Origin of the sequence: Aeromonas sp. 603404 (genome assembly GCF_049171775.1) — a bacterium.
Taxonomy (GTDB): Bacteria; Pseudomonadota; Gammaproteobacteria; order Enterobacterales; family Aeromonadaceae; genus Aeromonas; species Aeromonas veronii_A.
In genome coordinates, this window is record NZ_JAAKPE010000001.1 from 396,033 (window position 1) to 414,427 (window position 18,395).

Sequence of the window (18,395 nt, forward strand, 5' to 3'; positions counted from 1 at the left end):
CCGAGAGGACATATATGAACCTAGAGCGTTCAGAACGCATCGAGATTCCCGTCCTGCCTCTTCGTGACGTGGTGGTTTATCCCCACATGGTCATTCCACTCTTTGTGGGGCGGGAAAAATCCATTCGCTGTCTGGAAGCGGCCATGGAGCAGGACAAGAAAGTTCTGCTGGTGGCCCAGAAGGATGCGTCAACCGATGAGCCGACTGTGGAGGAGATCTTCACCGTCGGGACAGTGGCCAATATTCTGCAGATGCTCAAGCTGCCGGACGGCACCGTCAAGGTGCTGGTAGAGGGGGGACAGCGTGCCCGCCTGGAGCGGATGATCGACGACAAGGATTTCTTTGTCTGCGAGGCCCAATACATCCCCTCCCAAGCCATTGAGGAGAAGGATCAGGAAGTGCTGGTTCGCTCCGCCATCGGCCAGTTTGAAGGCTATATCAAGCTCAACAAGAAGATCCCGCCCGAGGTACTGACCTCGATCTCGGCGATCGACGATGCTGCGCGTCTGGCAGATACCATGGCGGCCCACATGCCGCTCAAGCTGGAAGACAAGCAGAAGGTGCTGGAGATCGTCTCGGTTTCCGAGCGCATCGAATTCCTGATGGCGATGATGGAGTCGGAAATTGACCTGCTGCAGGTCGAGAAGCGCATCCGTACTCGCGTCAAGAAGCAGATGGAAAAGAGTCAGCGCGAGTATTACCTCAACGAGCAGATGAAGGCCATCCAGAAAGAGCTGGGTGAGCTGGAAGATAGCCCGGATGAGTTTGAAGCCCTCAATCGCAAGATTGAAGAGGCTGGCATGCCGGAAGATGCCCGTGAAAAGGCCCAGGCCGAGCTTTCCAAGTTGAAGATGATGTCTCCCATGTCCGCCGAGGCTACCGTGGTGCGCAGCTATGTGGACTGGATGGTACAGGTGCCGTGGAAGGCGCGATCCAAGGTCAAGAAAGACCTTGGCAAGGCGCAAGAGGTGCTGGATGCCGATCACTATGGCCTCGAGAAGGTCAAGGATCGCATCCTCGAATATCTGGCGGTACAGGCACGGGTTAACAAGCTCAAGGGCCCTATCCTCTGTCTGGTTGGGCCTCCCGGTGTGGGCAAGACCTCGTTGGGCCAATCCATCGCCAAGGCGACAGGCCGCAAATATGTGCGGATGGCTCTGGGTGGGGTGCGTGACGAAGCGGAGATCCGCGGTCACCGCCGTACTTATATCGGTTCCATGCCCGGCAAACTCATCCAGAAGATGGCGAAAGTCGGCGTGAAGAACCCGCTGTTCCTGCTCGACGAGATCGACAAGATGAGCTCGGACATGCGCGGCGATCCCGCATCCGCCTTGCTGGAAGTGCTGGATCCGGAGCAGAACAACAGCTTCAACGATCACTATCTGGAAGTGGATTATGACCTGTCGGACGTTATGTTCGTGGCTACCTCCAACTCCATGAACATCCCGGGCCCCTTGCTGGACCGGATGGAGGTGATCCGTCTCTCCGGTTACACCGAAGATGAGAAGCTCAACATTGCCAAGCAGCATCTGGTTGCCAAGCAGATCCAGCGCAACGGCCTGAAAGAGTCCGAGATCACCATCGAGGATTCTGCCTTGGTCGGGGTGATCCGTTACTACACCCGCGAGGCGGGGGTTCGTGGTCTGGAGCGCGAGATCTCCAAGATTTGTCGCAAAGCGGTCAAGCGCATCCTGCTGGACAAGAGCATCAAGCATGTTCAGGTCAATCAGGCCAACCTCAAGGAGTTCCTCGGGGTACAGCGTTTCGATTACGGCAAAGCCACCGACCAGAACCAGATTGGTCAGGTATGTGGTCTGGCGTGGACCGAAGTGGGGGGCGATCTGCTTACCATCGAGACCACCAACATGCCGGGCAAAGGCAAGCTCACTTATACCGGTTCTCTCGGTGAAGTGATGCAGGAGTCCATTCAGGCGGCCATGACGGTGGTGCGTACCCGTGCCGAGAAGTTGCGGATCAATGCTGACTTCTACGAGAAGCGCGATATCCACGTGCACGTACCGGAAGGGGCCACCCCCAAAGATGGTCCGAGCGCCGGTATCGCCATGTGTACTGCCCTGGTCTCCAGCTTGACCGGTAATCCGGTTCGTGCTGATGTGGCGATGACAGGGGAGATCACCTTGCGCGGCGAAGTGCTGCCCATCGGCGGTCTCAAGGAGAAGTTGCTGGCAGCCCATCGTGGCGGCATCAAGCGAGTGCTTATTCCGAAAGAGAACGAGCGTGACCTTGAGGAGATCCCGGCAAACGTCAAACAAGACCTTGAAATTTATCCGGTTCGCTGGATTGACGAGGTGCTGGAATTGGCGTTGCAGGACAATCCGCAGGGGTTTGAGCGCGTTTCTGTCGTGTAAATGTTGATGCGCCGCAAATTTGGCGCATTCGACGGGTGGTTAAGGCTTGCATGCGCCCGATAACGGAAGTAGCCTTGACCACCGATCGGGTACTCGTGATGAGTCGCAATGCGTTGTGTGGCGCGGGTTTGCGCCAGATTGTCACTTGCAACTGATCAGGAGGCTTGCTATAAAACCTCCACTTGTTGTGGCCAGGGAAATCAGCGCCGCAGCGGTGTTCGATAAAAGGGGAATATAAGAGTGAATAAATCTCAACTGATTGACAAGATTGCAGACGGTGCCGATATCTCCAAAGCTGCCGCTGGCCGTGCGTTGGATGCCTTCATTGATGCTGTTGGTGAAGCGCTGAAAGAGGGTGACCAGGTTGCTCTGGTTGGTTTCGGTACTTTCGCTGTACGCGAGCGTGCTGCCCGTTCAGGCCGTAACCCGCAGACTGGCGCGACCATCGAAATCGCTGCTGGTAAAGTTCCTGCCTTCAAAGCCGGTAAGGCCCTGAAAGACGCTGTTAACTAAGTCGGTCGCTGATATCCGTCGGCTACCGTCCTTGGTCGCAGACCAGACAAGTTAGAGAGTCTTCTCTCATACTGATTGACCAAGGCGCATCGCAATCGGTGCGCCTTTTTATTGTTTACGCCCATCGAGTTCGGGAGCATAAGTACAAACATGATGTTGGATAAACTACGCGAAGGGGCGCAGGGCAAGGTAGCCAAGGTTATCTTGGGCCTGATCATCCTCTCCTTTGCCTTGGCTGGTGTAGGTAGTTACCTGAACGGCCCGGCCCGTACCGCCCCCGCCACCGTCAATGGCACCGAGATCAGTGCTGCGGCACTGGAAAATGCCTACCGTAACGAGCGCGCCCGCATGGAATCCCAGATGGGAGAGGCATTCAGCCAGCTGGCAGCGAACCCCGATTACATGAAACAGTTCCGCCGTGGCGTGCTGGATCGGCTGATCGATCAGGCGCTGCTGGACAGCAAGGCTCGCGAGCTGGGTCTGCGCGTCAGCGATGAGCAGATCAAGCAGGCCATCGTTGCCATGCCCGAGTTTGCCGAGAACGGCAAGTTCAACAATGACCGCTATCTGCAGCTGATCCGTCGTGCCGGCATGACTCCCGAAATGTTCCGTGACTCCCTGCGTCAGGACATGGTGCGTCAACAGTTGATGAGCGCCCTGCTGGGCACCGAGTTCTCCCTCAAGGGTGAAGCGGAGCAGCTCGACAAGCTCTACAACCAGACTCGCGATCTGCGTCTGGTGCGTCTAGCTGCCGCCAACTACATGGCTGACGTTCAGGTCTCCGACAACGAGCTGGAGCAGTACTACAAGGCCAATGGCGCCCGTTTCATGAACGACGAGCAGGTCAAGGTCGACTATCTGCTGCTGGACGCCGCCAACCTCGCCAAGGATATCAAGGTCACCGAGCAGGATGCCCAGGATTACTACGATCAGCACCAGGATCTGTTCCAGCGTGCCGAGCGTCGCCACGTGGCTCACATCCTGATCCCGTTTGGCAAGGACGAGAAAGCGGCCGAGCAGAAAGCAGAAGCCGTGCTGGCCAAAGCCAAGGCAGGTGATGATTTCGCTGCGCTGGCCAAGGCTGACTCTTCCGATACCTTCTCTGCCAAAAAAGGCGGCGAGCTGGACTGGTTCGAGAAAGGGGTGATGGATCCGGCCTTCGAGAAAGCCGCGTTCGCCCTGAACAAGGCTGGCGATCTCTCCGGCGTGGTGAAGAGCCCGTTCGGTTTCCACATCATCAAGCTGCTGGGGGTTGAAGCAGCCCAGACCAAGCCGTTTGCCGATGTGAAAGAAGAGACCATCACTCGTCTGCAAGCTGACAAGGCCAAGGAGAAATTCTTCGCCGAGCAGCAGAAGATGGCTGACAACAGCTTCGAAAACCCGGACTCGCTGGATCTGACCGCTGATGCCATGGGGATGAAGGTTCAATCTTCCGATTTCTTCACCCAGGCGACTGCTCCGGCTCCGCTGAACGATCCCAAGGTGCTTTCCGTAGCGTTCTCCGAACAGCTGCGCGATGACAACACCAACTCCGACGTGATCGAGCTGGCTGACGGCAAGGCGCTGGTGCTGCACATCACTGGTCACAAGCCCAAAGCGGTCAAGCCGCTGGCCGAGGTGAAAGAGCAGGTGATTGCCGCCATCAAGCATGACAAGGCTAGCGAAGTGGCCCGTGGCAAGGCCCAGGGCCTGCTGGATAAGCTGAAGGTAGGTGAGAGCATCACCGCCGATCTGACTGCACTCGGTCTGAAAGTGGAGACCCACAAAGGGGTTGCCCGTTTCGATCGCGAGCTGGATCAGAACCTGATTGCCCAGGCGTTCACGCTGCCCCATCCGATCGACGGCAAGCCGAGCGTTGCTCTGGTTGCCGAGACCAATGGTGACCGCGTTGTAGTTGCGCTGGACAAGGTCAACGTACCTGCCGCCGCATCCGGCATGGCCGCCATGCTGCAAGCTCAGCTGGGTCAGGGCAAAGCCCAAGTGGATTACAAGTCTCTGATCGACGAGCTGCGCAAAGCAGCCAAGATCGAGTACTTCACCAGTGTGGAAGCGACCGTCGAGTAATCGGCACTGCGCAACCCATTGAAAACGGCTCCGTGATGGAGCCGTTTTTTTATCTGTGGGCAAGAGGGGGGATATTCAAGCTCTGCTCTCTGCTCTCTGCCCTCTGCTCTGTGGCGTGTAGTCACACCACTGCTATACGCCATCTCAGTCGTCTAAATACGGAATATAAAAAAACCGGCACGTGTGTGCCGGTTTTTCATTGCGAGCTTGCAAGGCGGGGGTTACACCACGCCCTGGGTGCGCAGGTAATCCTCGTAGGTGCCGCCGAAGTCGCGGATACCATCTTCAGTCAGCTCCAGGATGCGGGTCGCCAGAGAGGAGACGAATTCGCGGTCGTGGGAGACGAAGATCAGGGTCCCCTGGTAGAGCTCCAGCGCCATGTTCAAGGATTCGATGGATTCCATGTCCAGGTGGTTGGTCGGCTCATCCATGATCAGGATGTTGGGGCGCTGCATCATCAGCTTGCCGAACAGCATGCGACCCTGTTCACCACCGGAGAGCACCTTGACCGGCTTCTTGATGTCGTCCTGAGAGAACAGCAGACGGCCCAGTATGGAGCGTACAGCCTGCTCGTCTTCGTTCTCCTGTTTCCACTGGGCCATCCAGTCGAACACGTTGAGATCAGTGTCGAAGTCTTCGGCGTGATCCTGAGCGTAGTAACCGATCTGGGCGTTCTCGGACCACTTGATGGTGCCGGTATCCGGAGCCAGTGCGCCGACCAGGGTCTTGATCAGAGTCGATTTACCGATACCGTTGGTACCCAGAATGGCGACCTTCTCGCCCACTTCCATCATCATGTTGAGGCCCTTGAACAGGGGACCGTCGCCATAACCCTTGGATACACCTTCCACTTCCAGGATGTTGCGATAGAGCTTTTTGTCCTGCTCGAAGCGGATGAAGGGGTTCTGGCGGCTGGAGACCTTGACGTCCTCAATCTTGATCTTGTCGATCTGCTTGAGACGGGAGGTCGCCTGACGGGACTTGGAGGCGTTGGCGCTGAAACGGGAAACGAAGGATTGCAGATCGGCGATCTGGGCCTTCTTCTTGGCGTTGTCGGCCAGCAGACGCTCGCGCGCCTGGGTGGCGGCCAGCATGTAGTCGTCGTAGTTGCCCGGGTAAACGCGCAGCTCGCCGTAGTCCAGATCCGCCATGTGGGTACAGACGGAGTTCAGGAAGTGACGGTCGTGAGAGATGATGATCATGGTGCTTTCACGTTCGTTGAGCACCTGCTCCAGCCAGCGAATGGTGTTGATATCCAGGTTGTTGGTCGGTTCGTCCAGCAGCAGGATATCGGGGTTGGAGAACAGCGCCTGTGCCAGCAGCACCCGCAGTTTCCAGCCCGGCGCCACTTCGCTCATCGGGCCGTTGTGCTGCTCGAGCGGAATGCCGACACCCAGCAGCAGCTCGCCTGCGCGCGCTTCGGCGGTGTAGCCGTCATACTCGGCAACCAGACCTTCCAGCTCGGCGGCCTTCATATAGTCTTCGTCGGTGGCTTCGAGGTTGGCGTAGATGGCATCGCGCTCGGCGATAGCCGCCCACAGCTCGGTGTGACCCATCATGACCACGTCCAGTACGCGCATATCTTCGTAGGCGAACTGATCCTGACGCAGCTTACCGATGCGCTCGTTGACATCCAGGCTCACATTACCGCCAGTGGGCTCCAGATCACCACCGAGGATCTTCATAAAGGTGGACTTGCCACAGCCGTTGGCGCCGATAAGGCCATAGCGGTTGCCGCCGCCAAACTTGACGTTGATGTTCTCAAACAGCGGCTTGGCGCCGAACTGCATGGTGATGTTGTTGCTACTTAACAAGGTATGTGTCCCGATTGGTCTGTCAAATGGCGCGCATTATGGCACAGATCCCCCGAAAGTTTTAGCGAGAAGTGTGATCTTGATCGGGGCAAGCGGGGCGTGCAGCCGATTGATGGGCAATAAAAAAAGCCGGCGCGAAGCCGGCTTGGAAGGATGAACTTGATCTGTTAGTGGGAGGTGGCGCCAGAGGCCCCCAGCCCGGTTTGGGAGCGAACGAACTGCGGCAGGAACTTGGCATGCTCGTCGGCGGCGTTCTGGGAGCTGTCGGTGATGGAGAAGAACCAGATCCCGACGAAGGCCAACCCCATGGAGAAGAGGGCAGGGTATTCGTAGGGGAAGATGGCCTGGGCATGGCCCAGCACTTTCACCCACACGGTCGGACCCAGGATCATCAGGGTCACTGCGCTCGCCAGTCCCAGCCAGCCACCGTAGACGGCGCCACGGGTGGTCAGACGTGACCAGAACATGGAGAGGAACAGCACCGGGAAGTTGCAGCTGGCGGCGATGGAGAAGGCCAGACCCACCATGAAGGCGATGTTCTGCTTCTCGAACAGGATCCCCAGACCAATGGCAACCACACCCAGCACCAGAGTCGTCATCTTGGAGACGCGCAGTTCATCGGTCTCGTTGGCCTTGCCCTTCTTCAACACACTGGCATAGAGGTCATGGGAGACCGCAGAGGCACCGGCCAGGGTCAATCCGGCGACTACCGCCAGAATGGTGGCAAATGCCACGGCAGAGATGAAGCCGAGGAACAGACTTCCACCCACTGCATCAGCCAGGTGGACGGCTGCCATGTTGGTGCCGCCCAGCAGGGCGCCTGTGGCATCCTTGAAGGCCGGATTGGTGCTGACCAGCAGGATGGCGCCAAAACCGATGATGAAGGTGAGAATGTAGAAGTAACCGATAAAGCCAGTGGCGTAGAACACCGATTTACGCGCCTCTTTGGCATCGCTCACAGTGAAGAAGCGCATCAGGATGTGGGGCAGGCCGGCGGTACCAAACATCAATGCCAGACCGAGCGAGATGGCGGAGATGGGGTCGGAGACCAGCCCGCCCGGGCTCATGATGGCGGAGCCTTTCTCGTGCACTTTGACCGCTTCGCTAAACAGGGCGCCGATGTCGAAGTTGACCGATTTCATGACCATGATGGCCATGAAGCTGGCACCGGAGAGCAGCATCACTGCCTTGATGATCTGCACCCAGGTGGTGGCCAGCATGCCGCCAAACAGCACGTAGAGCACCATCAGGATACCGACCAGCACCACGGCCACATGGTATTGCAGGCCAAACAGCAGCTCGATCAGTTTGCCGGCACCGACCATCTGGGCGATCAGGTAGAGGGCGACCACCACCAGCGAACCGCAGGCGGAGAGGGTGCGCACTTCAGTCTGTTTGAGACGATATGAGGCGACATCGGCGAAGGTGTATTTGCCGAGATTGCGCAGCCGTTCGGCGATCAGGAACAGAATGATGGGCCAGCCCACCAGAAAGCCGATGGAGTAGATGAGGCCGTCATAGCCGGAGGTGTAGACCAGCGCGGAGATCCCGAGGAAGGAGGCGGCGGACATATAGTCACCGGCGATGGCCAGACCGTTCTGGAAGCCGGTGATACGGCCACCGGCAGCATAGTAGTCGGAAGCCGAGCGGTTGCGCTTGGAGGCCCAGTAGGTGATGAACAGGGTAGCGGCCACAAACACCAGAAACATCACGATGGCTGCGACATTAAGGGGCTGACGCTCCACGGCGCCAGAGATTGCATCGGCCGCCAGCAGGGGAGAGGAGGCCAGTGAGGTCAACAGCAGCAACTTGCCTTTCATGATTGCACCCCTTTGAGGATCTTCTGGTTCAGTTCATCAAACTCGCCGTTGGCGCGAAAGACATAGACGCCGGTCAACACGAAGGAGGAGAGGATCAATCCTACCCCGACAGGAATGCCGCGAGTAATGGTCGACCCTTCGCTCAAGGGGGTGCCGAGCCAACCGGGGGCAAAGGCGATGAGCAGAATAAACGCCAGGTAGAGTCCCAGCATCAGAGCCGAGAGGGCCCAGGCAAAACGCTGGCGCTTGGCGACCAGCTCCTGGAAGTTGGGATCTTGCTGGATCCTCAGATAGCTTTGCTGTTCCATTGCAGTTCTCCATGACATGAGTGTCAGCGGTGGATGGGGTAACCCCGACGAGCAGGTAATCTGCTCATGTAATCAAAATGTGAATTAGGTGTTATTTCTCGACAATTAGACTTTGGGATAAGTGAGCGGCGAGCCGCAGGTCAGGCGCAGGTAGATGAGCGCGGCCGTGGTGGCATCGGCAAGGGCATCGTGGGCGGGCAGGGATGGCAGTTCAAGGTGGCCGCAGATGGAACTTAAACGTAGGTCAATGGCCGCATCGGGGTAGCGGCGATAGAGGTGGTCGTGATAAAGCTGACTCACCTCGATCCCTCGCTGGGGCAGGGTCAATCCCCACAATTTCTGGCAGGCGAGATTGAGAATGCGCAGATCGTAGGCGATGTGATAGCCCACCAGTTCACAGGGGCCGATAAAGTCGAGCAGCAGGCGCAGCGCGGCTTCCAGCTCCATTCCCTGTTGCAGATCCTGATGGCGCAGACCGTGGATCACCACAGATTGGCTGGTCAGGCTGGCCGGTGGCTGTACCTTGATGGCGAGGGCCTCGCCGGTCAGCAGCCGGTTGCCCTGAATGCGCACCGCCCCGATGGAGACGATCTCGGCCTGCTCGGGATCGAGACTGGTGGTCTCGAAATCGAGGGCGATCCGTTCATCTTCCGGTGGGGTGGCAAAGAGCGGCGCGAACTCGCCCGTTCGGAACGCACGGCCATACCAGTATCGTCGAGCGCGGCTCAACATGGCTATTGTCTCAGACGAAAGTGCAAGGTGAGCCACTGCTGGAACTTCTTCACCTGATGCAGCGCCTGGCGCAGCAGATCCCGTTCGCTGTGGCTAAGCTCGCTTGTCTGCACCCGACTATTGCCCCCCTTGAGCTGGCTACGCAGCCTCAGCCGGATAAAGAGCCGAAACGCCTCTGCCAGATTGCTGCCATAGTCGGCACTGAGCCGATCGGCGGCCACCAGTGCGTCGATACGCCCCAGGGTTGAAGTCTCAAGAATGCCTGCCTCAAGGGCCAGCATCCGGATGCCGTGCACCAGCGGGAACAGGCCGCCCCGCTTGAGATCCAGCCCTTCCGGTGGCTGCTCCAGCCTGCCAAACAGGGTGAGTGGGGCATGGAAGGCCACCGCCGGTCGCACCATCTCCGCCAGCAGATCCCGCCTGTCCGCCAACTGCTCGCGCAGCGCTCTGGCAACAGGCAGATGCAGCTGTAGATCCCCCGCGATGGGGTGAGCATCGGCCAGGGTGGCGAGCCAGAGCAGCTCCTCCTCACTGGCCGTGGTGCAGGCGCTGGCAATGGCGCTTTGCCACTCATCGCCTGTTTTTACCCAGGCCGGATTGTTCACCATTACCTGCCCGGGGCACAGCGGGTAGCCGAGTCGCTCCAGCAGGCCGCTGAATTCGGCCAGATCGGCTGTCTGGGTGGGCCATGTCAGCCCCTCTGGCAGGATCAGGGCGTTGTCCTGATCGGTTTTGAGGATCTGCTCGCCGCGCCCCTCCGAGCCCAGCATCAGCAGGCAGACCTTATCCTGCACCTCGGGGGGGATCACCAGCGCAAAGGCTTTGGCGATCAGCTGTTCATTGATGGTGGCGATCAGTTTCATCAAAAAGGCGGTGTGGATCCCTTGGGCAAACAGCGAGCGGGTCAATTGTTGCTGCTCGCGGGCGACCGCCTCCAGCGCCGGCAGGCTGTCGGCGCGGGCAATGCGCAGGGTCAGCACGTGGGAGTGGGTAGAGAAGAGCCCCAGCACCTGGGTCAGTTGCAGGATCCCCGCCACCTCGTTGCCGCGCCACACCACCAGTCGCTTGATGCGATGGCGGGTCATCAGCAGCAGGGCATCAAACAGATAGCTCTCCAGCGGCAGACCGATGAGCGGCGTGGGGGTCAGCACCGAGAGGGGGGCCGTCAGCGGCAATCCCTTGAGGGTCAGGGCATGGAGCAAGGTCTTGCGGGTTGCCAGCGTGAGGGAGCCGTCGTGGGCTGGGTAGAGCAGGCAATCGGTCCCCTTGCTCACCATGGCTTCGGTCGCCGCCAGCAGTGACAACTTGCTGTCGACGATAAGCGGTGCCTGCAGGTGGCCCGGTTCGATGCGTGTCAGGATAAACTCCGCCAGATTCTTCTGCCCCAGTTGTTCGCGTTGTTCCTGCTGGCGTTGGCGCTCGGCCAGATTGGCGGTGAAGTAGCTGGCAAACTGCGGATCCTGCTCACAGAGCGTCAGAAATGTGTGGCGAGGAATGAGTTGGCAGAGGCTATCTTCCAGCGCGGTGAAGCGGTTGCGGCAGCGGCCGTCAAACTGGGCGCGCACATCGAACAGGTCATCGACCCCGTAATCACCAAACTGGTGGTGAGGGGCCGACTCTTCCACCGCCCCCTTGATAATGAGATAGAGGCCGGGAGGCTCGTCCCCCTCCTTGAGCAGCAGATCCCCGGCCCGAAAATAGCAGAGCGAGAGGTAGCGGGAGAGCTGCTCGCGCGCCTCCTCATCCAGTCGGTCGAACGGTGGTCTGGCAAAATTGAACAGGGTTGACATGACAGCGTCCTCTGCTGGCTTGCGGCACTCATGCAGCTCCCAGTGTGACAAAGGGAGGGGGAGGCGACCAGCCGACTTTAGTCTCAGCTGTACCGCCTGTTCACACTCTGATAACGTGGTGGTATGACCAGTGAGTCAGTTTCAGGGATCAAGGGGAGGACAAGGGAGATGGAAAAACCAAGGATCAAGTGCGAGATCCACGACGGGATTGCCGAAGTGATGCTGACGCGGGGGGACAAACTCAATGCGCTGGACCGCGCCATGTTCAGCGCCATCGATGAGACATTGACGCAGCTCGCCCGGCACAAGGGGCTGCGGGCGGTGATCCTGCATGGCGAGGGGCGAGCCTTCTGCGCCGGGCTGGATGTGAAATCCATGCTGAGACAGCCGGTAGCGGCGCTCGATATTCTCAAGCGTGAAGCAGACGAGGCGACCAATCTGGCCCAGCGGGTTGCCTATGGCTGGCACCAGCTGCCGGTGCCGGTGATTGCGGTGACCCAGGGAGTCTGTTTTGGCGGTGGCTTGCAGATTGCGCTCGGCGCCGATTTTCGCTTCAGCACCCCCGATTGCCGCTTCTCGGTGATGGAGATCAAGTGGGGCATCATTCCCGATATGAGCGGTAGCGTCACCATGCGCAACCTGATGGGAGTGGATACCGCCATGGAGCTGGCCATGAGCGGGCGCGAGCTGGATGCCATCGAGGCCAAATCCCTCGGGCTGGTGAGTCGGGTCTGCGCCGATCCGCTGGTGGAGGCGCGGGAGTTTGCCCGCACTCTTATCACCAAGTCGCCGGATGCACTGGCGGGGATCAAGCAGCTCTACAGTCAGGCCTGGGCCCGCAGCGATGAGGCGATGCTGAAGGAAGAGACCCGCTTGCAAAAGCAGATCCTGGGGCGACCCAATCAGTGGCGGGCCACCCTTAACAGCCTGTTTCGCTGGCGCCTGCCCTTCGGGCCGCGCCGCAATCCGCTCTGAGATGAGGTGACAGGAAAAAGAAATGGCAGCCGAGGCTGCCATTTATGCATTGATAATGTGTTGTTTTGTAAGTGTTTTAATTTTACTTTGTCCACAAAGTGCCCACAGCTATGACAAACTGACCACGCTTAGAGGGCCAACCACATCTTACAGGCTGCTATTTTCCGTGAGATAAGCCAACAAGTACATCTGGGTCACATTCCCCTTCAAAATTTCAGTTCTCAAAGAACCACTTCTTGCACCTAACCTTCTGAAACAAAAAGCCTTTGAGCTGTTTTCCTGCAGCAAACCGGATCCTTTCCTATAGGCCCGATCCCCACGAAAAATACGACCATCCTAATTTATTCAATGACTTACGCTTTCATTGGGGCTATCCACACCGCCTTCAAACTGCAAAACCCTGCAAAAAAGATCCTTCTTTGCAGATCCTCAACGCGCCAGAGATCCTTTATCTGGCGCGGTCTGGGCATATGGTTTTGCGGTAATCCACTTTTGCAAAAAATTTTCCTGGTGAAGCCCGAAGGCGGGAGCGGATGAGCGCGGATTCCGTGGCGCAGACGCCGCCGTGGGGTGTCCGCGGCTCTCTGGCTGCTGTGCCTAGATCTGTGCCTCGCGTATGATGTGCGCCTGCCTGACGGTGCCCATACATGCGGCGCCTTTCCCTGGCCATGCTTTGGTGCTGTCAGGCAGTCTCATTTTATTGGTCAGATCGTGTCGTGAGTTGGTTAGGTTTGAGACTTGACTCAAAACTTCCGGTTTATAACTTTGACGGAGTCTTTTGTAACTCCTTAGAGTGGCTCGCTCTTGTCGAAATGAATAGGAGCGTTGAGTTATGGGGAATGCGGCTAAGGTCGGAGATATTGGCACCGACCATGATGGTTTTCCACCAACCAAGATTCTTTCAGGTTCTCCAGACGTCTTTATTGATGGTATCCCTGCCGCGCGAGTCGGCGATCCCCTTGAACCTCATGACAAGCCAAATACACCTGAACATCCAAGAGCTATAGCAGAAGGCTCGGCAACAGTTTTTGTAAACGGAAAGCCACTCGCATTTACCGGAAAGAGTGTCAGTTGTGGTGGGGTGATCATTGGTGGGGGGACTGTCACTGTTGGTGATGGAGCTCCATCAGCTCGGGCAGCAGCCATGTCCGCTATGACGACCCAACCCGCTCCCGTCGAGATACCGGCCTCATCCCCTGGCTTTTGGCCCCCCTACAATCCGTTAACTGGTGAGAATCTCGATGTTATCTATACGCAGCCATCCCAAACGGTTGCAGTCCTGACATTCGAGGAACTCCAAGCTCTTTGGAAAGAACTCAATGCCAAAGATAACTTGGGTAATGCCAAGTCTATTAAAGATGCAGGTGAGAGAATTCGTCTTGCTCATTCCACCGCCAAGGGGTTAGGTGGTATGGGGGTAATTGCGTATACCAAGGTTATTAACGGTGAGCCCTATACGATCATCAAGAATTACAAACAGGTTCACAAAACGATCCCGGGTAATATCTGGAAGGCGAGTAATCCGAAAATCCTTAGATTGGGCGTAGGTGCAAAAGCCAATGCTCACTTGGTCAAGATGGGTTTTTTAGCTGATGTTGTATTCTCTGTTTCCATTAATGTCATTGACTACATTGTTCGGGATGAAGCCACGATGGTGGATCTTTTCAGTAATGTAGGGATTGATCTCGTGAAGGGGACGCTGGCGAATGGTGTGGGTATCATTGCGGCTGGCGTTGTTGCTACAATTTTCGGCCCAGGTATTTTGCTAACAGGGACAGTGTTTGCTTTAGCCACTATCACCGCAGGCAAAGTAATCGACTTTGTTGATGAAGAGGCGAAACTTTCAGACATGATGAAGCAAGCGGTTAAGGCGAAGTTCGAATGACAGTAAAGGTCTTATGGCAAATGCGGGCCAGTGGTTTGGTTGTGTTCCTCTTTGGGTGTGCGAGTCTCTGGATGGCCATGGTATTTGGTGCTGAATTCACTGCTCTATTAGCACAGACACCAGATGATCCATTCAGAATGAATGATTGGCGAGGATGGTTTGCAATCTTCATTGGCTTGCTTGCCGCTCCCTTCATGCTTTATGCGGGGGGAAAGCTGATGTTATCTAAGAATATCCCCGAGCCTAATCTCTCCTCTAAAGCTGGCAAGCAGCGACTGGTGATTATCATGTCGCTAGTCGTTCTCGCTGGTTTTTTCGGCTATCTGACACAGAAAGTCAGTATGTCGAGCATTGAGCGGTTAGGTTGGGAGCAGTGCTATGTCAAACAGACTAGCTGGCGTTTTGGAAAAGAACTCTATTCACAAAATTGTGCGGCCCATGGCCTCATGAAACTGGATCAGGCTCTGGACAAACTGTCTTTTGAGGAGCTGAAAGATAAGCTAAACAGTGAAATGTTTGAGCAAAAGAAAGGGCCTTAATGGCCCTTTCTTTTTATTCGATCATAGGTGATAGGACATCAGCCAACTGGCCGGCTTGCTTGCTCTGGCCATTGAACGTCTCGGCATTGGTGGGGGCTGGCCCGCCGTGTGTATGGCTCGCGGTGGTTGCGGCCAGTTGCTCCACCAGGTTCATCAGCTGGAGCAGCAGCCCGAAGATGTTTACCTCCTCGCTGCCCATCCACGAACGTGGCGCCTCAAAGTGCTGCAGCTCTCCGGCCACACTGCGGCGCAGTTGCCCGATCACCTCCACCAGGTCCCCCGCTGCGGTCTGGTTCATGTTACCCAGGCACCCCGCCACCAAGTCATCACCGGCCAGCAGCTCGATGGCCCCGAGCGCCTCGATGCGCTTCATCGCCCCTATCTGCTCCACGCTGTGCTGCATGGTTGTTAGCCGGTGTTGGCCGAACTCGCCCTGGTAGTCGTCCGCCTCGCGGTGCATCCGCATCGCCTTGTCATGTTGGCGGCGGTCGGTGTGGCGACTCTGGTTGCCCACGGTATCGGTGCGGCTGAACACCTCGGCCCGCAGCTGCTGGAGCTGTTCGCCCGGGGCAATGTCCGGCAGCGGCCAGCCCGAGCCCAGCACGGTGCGAATAAATGGCCGGTCAGCTCGCCCGAAGGCAAACCCCAGCTCGACGATGGTTCCCTCGATGGGGAACTGCAGCAGTCCCTGCTCTGGCCCGCCGAACATCACCGGCAGCGGCACGGCGCGATAGAGTGGGGCGGCCTTGTCCGGCTGGCCATCTTCCCCCAACAGTTGCACGTCCACCGCATAGCGTGGGCGAAACGGATCATTGAGCTGGCCAGCGGTCGCGCTGTCGCTGATGGCCTCGACCCGTCCGAACTTGGGCAGGTGCATCTGGTCGGCCAGCTCCGGGAACTCGCCCTCCATCTTGCGCCGCTCCGGAGACTTCACCGGTTTGCCGGGGGTTGCCGTGGTGAGGGTCATCTCATCACCCTTGAGGCGTACCCGCACCACCCGTTTGCCGTTGACGATAGCGCCCGGGCGCATGGCCGGGATCGGCGCCGTGGTGAGGGTGTTGCCCGCCTGGCGGCCGGAGAAGGCCGGATCCAGTTCTACCGCCCGTTCAGCCCAGCGGCTGTGGGCGTGACTGCCCACAAAGATGGCGCCATCCGGTTGTTGATGCCAGATGAAGTCCGGAACTGCAAAGGCGCGGCCGGCGTTGTTCAGCAGCTGATAGCCGGTACCGGCACTGGTGAAGTTTGGGATAGGCCGATCGGTATAGTCGGTCCCGTCAGGCAGCAAAAAGGTGAGCTGGGTCTGATCGCTTAACCAGGCCAGTAGGCCGCGCAGGGTTGCGTGCTGAAGGCTGACCGGAAATGCACTCCCCAGTATCCCAGCCAGTTCTCGGCACAGAAGCTTGCTGGCGTCATTGCTGGCGGGTTGCACGTCATAGACGTATCCGGTAAACCAGCGGCGCAGCTCGCTGTTGTAGCCCAGATCCACGGTCAGGGTTTGTCCCTTCTCCGCGTTCCCCTCGATGATGAGGGCGGCGCGGCCGCCTGCGCAGAGATCCAGCACGATATCGTGGTCGATGAGGTTGGCCGGTTGCCCGCCCAGGGTGAGGTTGGTCGAGAGTTTCATGCCATCAGGTCTCCCAGTTTGTTATCCAGCCCCTTGATGGCTTGCTCCCACGAGCTCAGCTGTTCCTGCTCGGAGGCGGGCGCTCCCTCTGATGGCTTGGCCGGTTTGGTGTTGGCGCTGCCCTGGCCCACGGTAGCGGGCGCCTTTGGCATCCGCTGTTCCCGCTTCTCGGGTACCGAGTTGTGTTCGCGCAGGGTGAACTGCACTTGCCACGCCAGCAGCCCCTCCTGTTCGCTGGCGGTGATACGCCCTGCGAACTTGGCCTGACGCACCTTCACTGACTTGGCCAGGAGCGACCCGACCCGGTAGATATGGCGCTTGCCGCCATCCCCTTTGGCATCGGCCAGCTCAAACAACCGGCTCAGGGTCTGCTCATCCTTGAAGGGGATAAGGCCCGAGATATCGAGCTCCTTGGCTTTGGCCCCTTGCTCCGAGCTGCTGGTCGAGCTGGTCTGGCCGCTACTGTCCTTGTCCTGAAACTTCATCGATGCGGTGATCCGCATCGACTTCATCACAATGGGCTCACCGTCCAGGGTGAGCATGGCTGTTCTGCTCATCGGGTTAACTCCTGCCAGAAGGTGGGCGTGGAGGGGGAGAGCAGCAGGGCGCCGACCGTCATGCTGTGGCTATGGTCTGGCGGGCTGCTCTGGCCCAGTTGGGCGGCCAGGCTTGCCGCATCGCCTCGTCCCTGCCAGTGCCACAGCTGGCCGCTGATGGTCGCCAGCTGGTCGAGAGCCTTCTCCAGCTCGGCTAGCTTGGCCGCGCGGCGTTCTGCCAATGTGGCCAGCATGGCGATCGGGGTGGTGGCCCCCTGTGCCAGGCTCTCCAGCTGGGCGATCTCGGCCCCAAGCAGTGAGCGAGCCGAGCGCAGCGGATCCCATACCAGCGGTTCATCTGCTTTCCAGCGTGGCACCTTGGCGGCGGTGGGTTTGCTCATGGAATCGTTGTTGGCCGTGAGGCGGCGCAGAGTAGCGCACCACTCCGGCAGCGGCAGGATGGCACAAAGTGGCGACAAGGCATCGGCCAAGGCGGGCTCACTGTTACCGGTGACCAGCCACGCGATGGCGTACAGCTGGCCAGTTGGCAGCAGTGGATCTGCGCCGTCCTGCAGCTTGGCGACAAGGGTGGCCACCGCGTTGGGGGCGGCGAGGCTGTACTGGTTGCCCTGGTGCTGGCCCACCCCATGCTGATATGGAGTCACGGTCAGGCAGCGACCGGTGACCAGCAGCCTGTCGAGCTCTGCCCGCAGTCCTGCCAGCACGGCAGCGGCACGGCTGATGGGTGTGGGGCGGTAGTGCGCCTTGGGTGCCAGAGCCTGTAAGCGAGCCACGGCGCCACCTTGGCTGTCAGGTAGTTGGCCAAGCACCCCGCTGGCGCTGGTGTGTATCGCCCCGGTGCTGGCAGGCCAGTGCAGCATGCCTTTCGTCCAACTCATTGCGGGGTGTCCGGCCAAGTCACATCGCTAGGCCATCCCTCCGATTGGGGGAGGCGCATCAGCTCAATGCGGTATTCCTGCCAGGCAAACAGGCGAGCCAATTCCTCTTCGCTTGCCTGTCCCATCTCTTTTGCATCCCGTAGTGGTCCGATATACGCATCAGCAATGTTGAGTAAACGCGCTCGTTCGTTATTGGCGGTAGCTTCAACGATGTGGATTGGCGGCGGGACAATCGTTAGCTCGTCACCGACGATTTCAATGAAATCGCCACAAACAGGTTCTTTGTCTGACTTGTTTAACCGAACGCTCACTACGTCAAAACCAGCCGGATAGAGCATGGAGTGGTCTCGAGACGTTGAACACACCCGGTTGTCGTCCAGTAACATATGAAGCACCTTTACATCGTTGGACATGGTGCGGGATATGTCGTACCAGTCGTTGTTTTGACTGTCTCGGCAAAACATCACGCCTTGCTCAATCTGGTAGGTCTCAAATCCGAGGTAATGGTGAATAACTTTCAATTTTTT

General features: G+C 58.3%; 15 protein-coding genes. 6 read left to right on the forward strand and 9 right to left on the reverse strand.

Translation table 11 applies throughout. The features are described from left to right. Positions 1–14: 14 nt before the first annotated feature. From lon to ppiD, 3 genes are all read left to right on the forward strand, one after another. A complete protein-coding gene (gene lon / locus G5306_RS01685) occupies positions 15–2,369 on the forward strand; it encodes an endopeptidase La (RefSeq protein ID WP_421204792.1) in 2,355 nt (784 codons plus the stop codon). A gap of 240 nt (positions 2,370–2,609) precedes the next feature. Continuing rightward, positions 2,610–2,882 (forward strand): nucleoid-associated protein HU-beta, encoded by a 273-nt coding sequence (hupB, locus tag G5306_RS01690; protein ID WP_005315375.1) that lies wholly within the window; start codon positions 2,610–2,612, stop codon positions 2,880–2,882. Positions 2,883–3,032: 150 nt separating this feature from the next. Further along, positions 3,033–4,946, forward strand: coding sequence for a peptidylprolyl isomerase (ppiD, locus tag G5306_RS01695; protein WP_421312159.1), 1,914 nt, complete (start codon positions 3,033–3,035; stop codon positions 4,944–4,946). A 221-nt stretch (positions 4,947–5,167) separates the two neighbouring features. Here the strand turns inward: ppiD and G5306_RS01700 are convergent, their stop codons facing one another. From G5306_RS01700 to G5306_RS01720, 5 genes are all read right to left on the reverse strand, one after another. Next, on the reverse strand, positions 5,168–6,760 hold the full coding sequence (locus G5306_RS01700; protein WP_040068106.1) for an ABC-F family ATPase: 1,593 nt from the start codon (positions 6,758–6,760) through the stop codon (positions 5,168–5,170). A gap of 167 nt (positions 6,761–6,927) precedes the next feature. Continuing rightward, entirely contained in the window at positions 6,928–8,580 is a 1,653-nt protein-coding gene (locus G5306_RS01705; RefSeq protein ID WP_047434904.1) for a cation acetate symporter, read from the reverse strand. Next, entirely contained in the window at positions 8,577–8,888 is a 312-nt protein-coding gene (locus G5306_RS01710) for a DUF485 domain-containing protein (protein WP_040068110.1), read from the reverse strand. Before G5306_RS01710 ends, G5306_RS01705 begins: the two co-directional genes overlap by 4 nt. A 105-nt stretch (positions 8,889–8,993) precedes the next feature. Next, positions 8,994–9,620, reverse strand: coding sequence for a 3'-5' exonuclease (locus G5306_RS01715; protein ID WP_421308799.1), 627 nt, complete (start codon positions 9,618–9,620; stop codon positions 8,994–8,996). Between the two features lie 2 nt (positions 9,621–9,622). Continuing rightward, entirely contained in the window at positions 9,623–11,410 is a 1,788-nt protein-coding gene (locus G5306_RS01720) for a putative nucleotidyltransferase substrate binding domain-containing protein (RefSeq protein WP_421312160.1), read from the reverse strand. A 168-nt stretch (positions 11,411–11,578) separates the two neighbouring features. Here G5306_RS01720 and G5306_RS01725 point away from each other — a divergent pair, with 168 nt between their 5' ends. From G5306_RS01725 to G5306_RS01735, 3 genes are all read left to right on the forward strand, one after another. Beyond that, positions 11,579–12,385 carry a crotonase/enoyl-CoA hydratase family protein gene (locus G5306_RS01725; RefSeq protein WP_216953774.1) on the forward strand — a complete coding sequence of 269 codons (807 nt, stop codon included), beginning with the start codon at positions 11,579–11,581 and terminating at the stop codon, positions 12,383–12,385. Between the two features lie 832 nt (positions 12,386–13,217). After that, entirely contained in the window at positions 13,218–14,270 is a 1,053-nt protein-coding gene (locus G5306_RS01730; RefSeq protein WP_421312161.1) for a type VI secretion system PAAR protein, read from the forward strand. After that, positions 14,267–14,809, forward strand: coding sequence for a hypothetical protein (locus tag G5306_RS01735; protein WP_421312163.1), 543 nt, complete (start codon positions 14,267–14,269; stop codon positions 14,807–14,809). Before G5306_RS01730 ends, G5306_RS01735 begins: the two co-directional genes overlap by 4 nt. 13 nt (positions 14,810–14,822) lie before the next feature. Here the strand turns inward: G5306_RS01735 and G5306_RS01740 are convergent, their stop codons facing one another. From G5306_RS01740 to G5306_RS01755, 4 genes are read right to left on the reverse strand one after another with little or no spacing between them, the layout of a single operon-like run. After that, positions 14,823–16,433, reverse strand: coding sequence for a hypothetical protein (locus tag G5306_RS01740; protein WP_421312165.1), 1,611 nt, complete (start codon positions 16,431–16,433; stop codon positions 14,823–14,825). Next, positions 16,430–16,990, reverse strand: coding sequence for a hypothetical protein (locus G5306_RS01745; RefSeq protein ID WP_421312167.1), 561 nt, complete (start codon positions 16,988–16,990; stop codon positions 16,430–16,432). The genes G5306_RS01740 and G5306_RS01745 overlap by 4 nt, the downstream gene beginning before the upstream one ends. After that, on the reverse strand, positions 16,987–17,868 hold the full coding sequence (locus G5306_RS01750; RefSeq protein WP_421312169.1) for a hypothetical protein: 882 nt from the start codon (positions 17,866–17,868) through the stop codon (positions 16,987–16,989). Before G5306_RS01750 ends, G5306_RS01745 begins: the two co-directional genes overlap by 4 nt. Then, positions 17,865–18,389 (reverse strand): tail fiber assembly protein, encoded by a 525-nt coding sequence (locus tag G5306_RS01755; RefSeq protein WP_421312171.1) that lies wholly within the window; start codon positions 18,387–18,389, stop codon positions 17,865–17,867. The genes G5306_RS01750 and G5306_RS01755 overlap by 4 nt, the downstream gene beginning before the upstream one ends. Positions 18,390–18,395: the final 6 nt, after the last annotated feature.

Bases quoted from the DNA above. Each gene is read 5' to 3' on its own strand.
- lon (WP_421204792.1), top strand. From the start codon at position 15: ATGAACCTAGAGCGTTCAGAACGCATCGAGATTCCCGTCCTGCCTCTT.
- ppiD (WP_421312159.1), top strand. From the start codon at position 3,033: ATGATGTTGGATAAACTACGCGAAGGGGCGCAGGGCAAGGTAGCCAAG.
- G5306_RS01705 (WP_047434904.1), bottom strand. From the start codon at position 8,580: ATGAAAGGCAAGTTGCTGCTGTTGACCTCACTGGCCTCCTCTCCCCTG.
- G5306_RS01710 (WP_040068110.1), bottom strand. From the start codon at position 8,888: ATGGAACAGCAAAGCTATCTGAGGATCCAGCAAGATCCCAACTTCCAG.
- G5306_RS01715 (WP_421308799.1), bottom strand. From the start codon at position 9,620: ATGTTGAGCCGCGCTCGACGATACTGGTATGGCCGTGCGTTCCGAACG.
- G5306_RS01720 (WP_421312160.1), bottom strand. From the start codon at position 11,410: ATGTCAACCCTGTTCAATTTTGCCAGACCACCGTTCGACCGACTGGAT.
- G5306_RS01725 (WP_216953774.1), top strand. From the start codon at position 11,579: ATGGAAAAACCAAGGATCAAGTGCGAGATCCACGACGGGATTGCCGAA.
- G5306_RS01730 (WP_421312161.1), top strand. From the start codon at position 13,218: ATGGGGAATGCGGCTAAGGTCGGAGATATTGGCACCGACCATGATGGT.
- G5306_RS01735 (WP_421312163.1), top strand. From the start codon at position 14,267: ATGACAGTAAAGGTCTTATGGCAAATGCGGGCCAGTGGTTTGGTTGTG.
- G5306_RS01740 (WP_421312165.1), bottom strand. From the start codon at position 16,433: ATGAAACTCTCGACCAACCTCACCCTGGGCGGGCAACCGGCCAACCTC.
- G5306_RS01745 (WP_421312167.1), bottom strand. From the start codon at position 16,990: ATGAGCAGAACAGCCATGCTCACCCTGGACGGTGAGCCCATTGTGATG.
- G5306_RS01750 (WP_421312169.1), bottom strand. From the start codon at position 17,868: ATGAGTTGGACGAAAGGCATGCTGCACTGGCCTGCCAGCACCGGGGCG.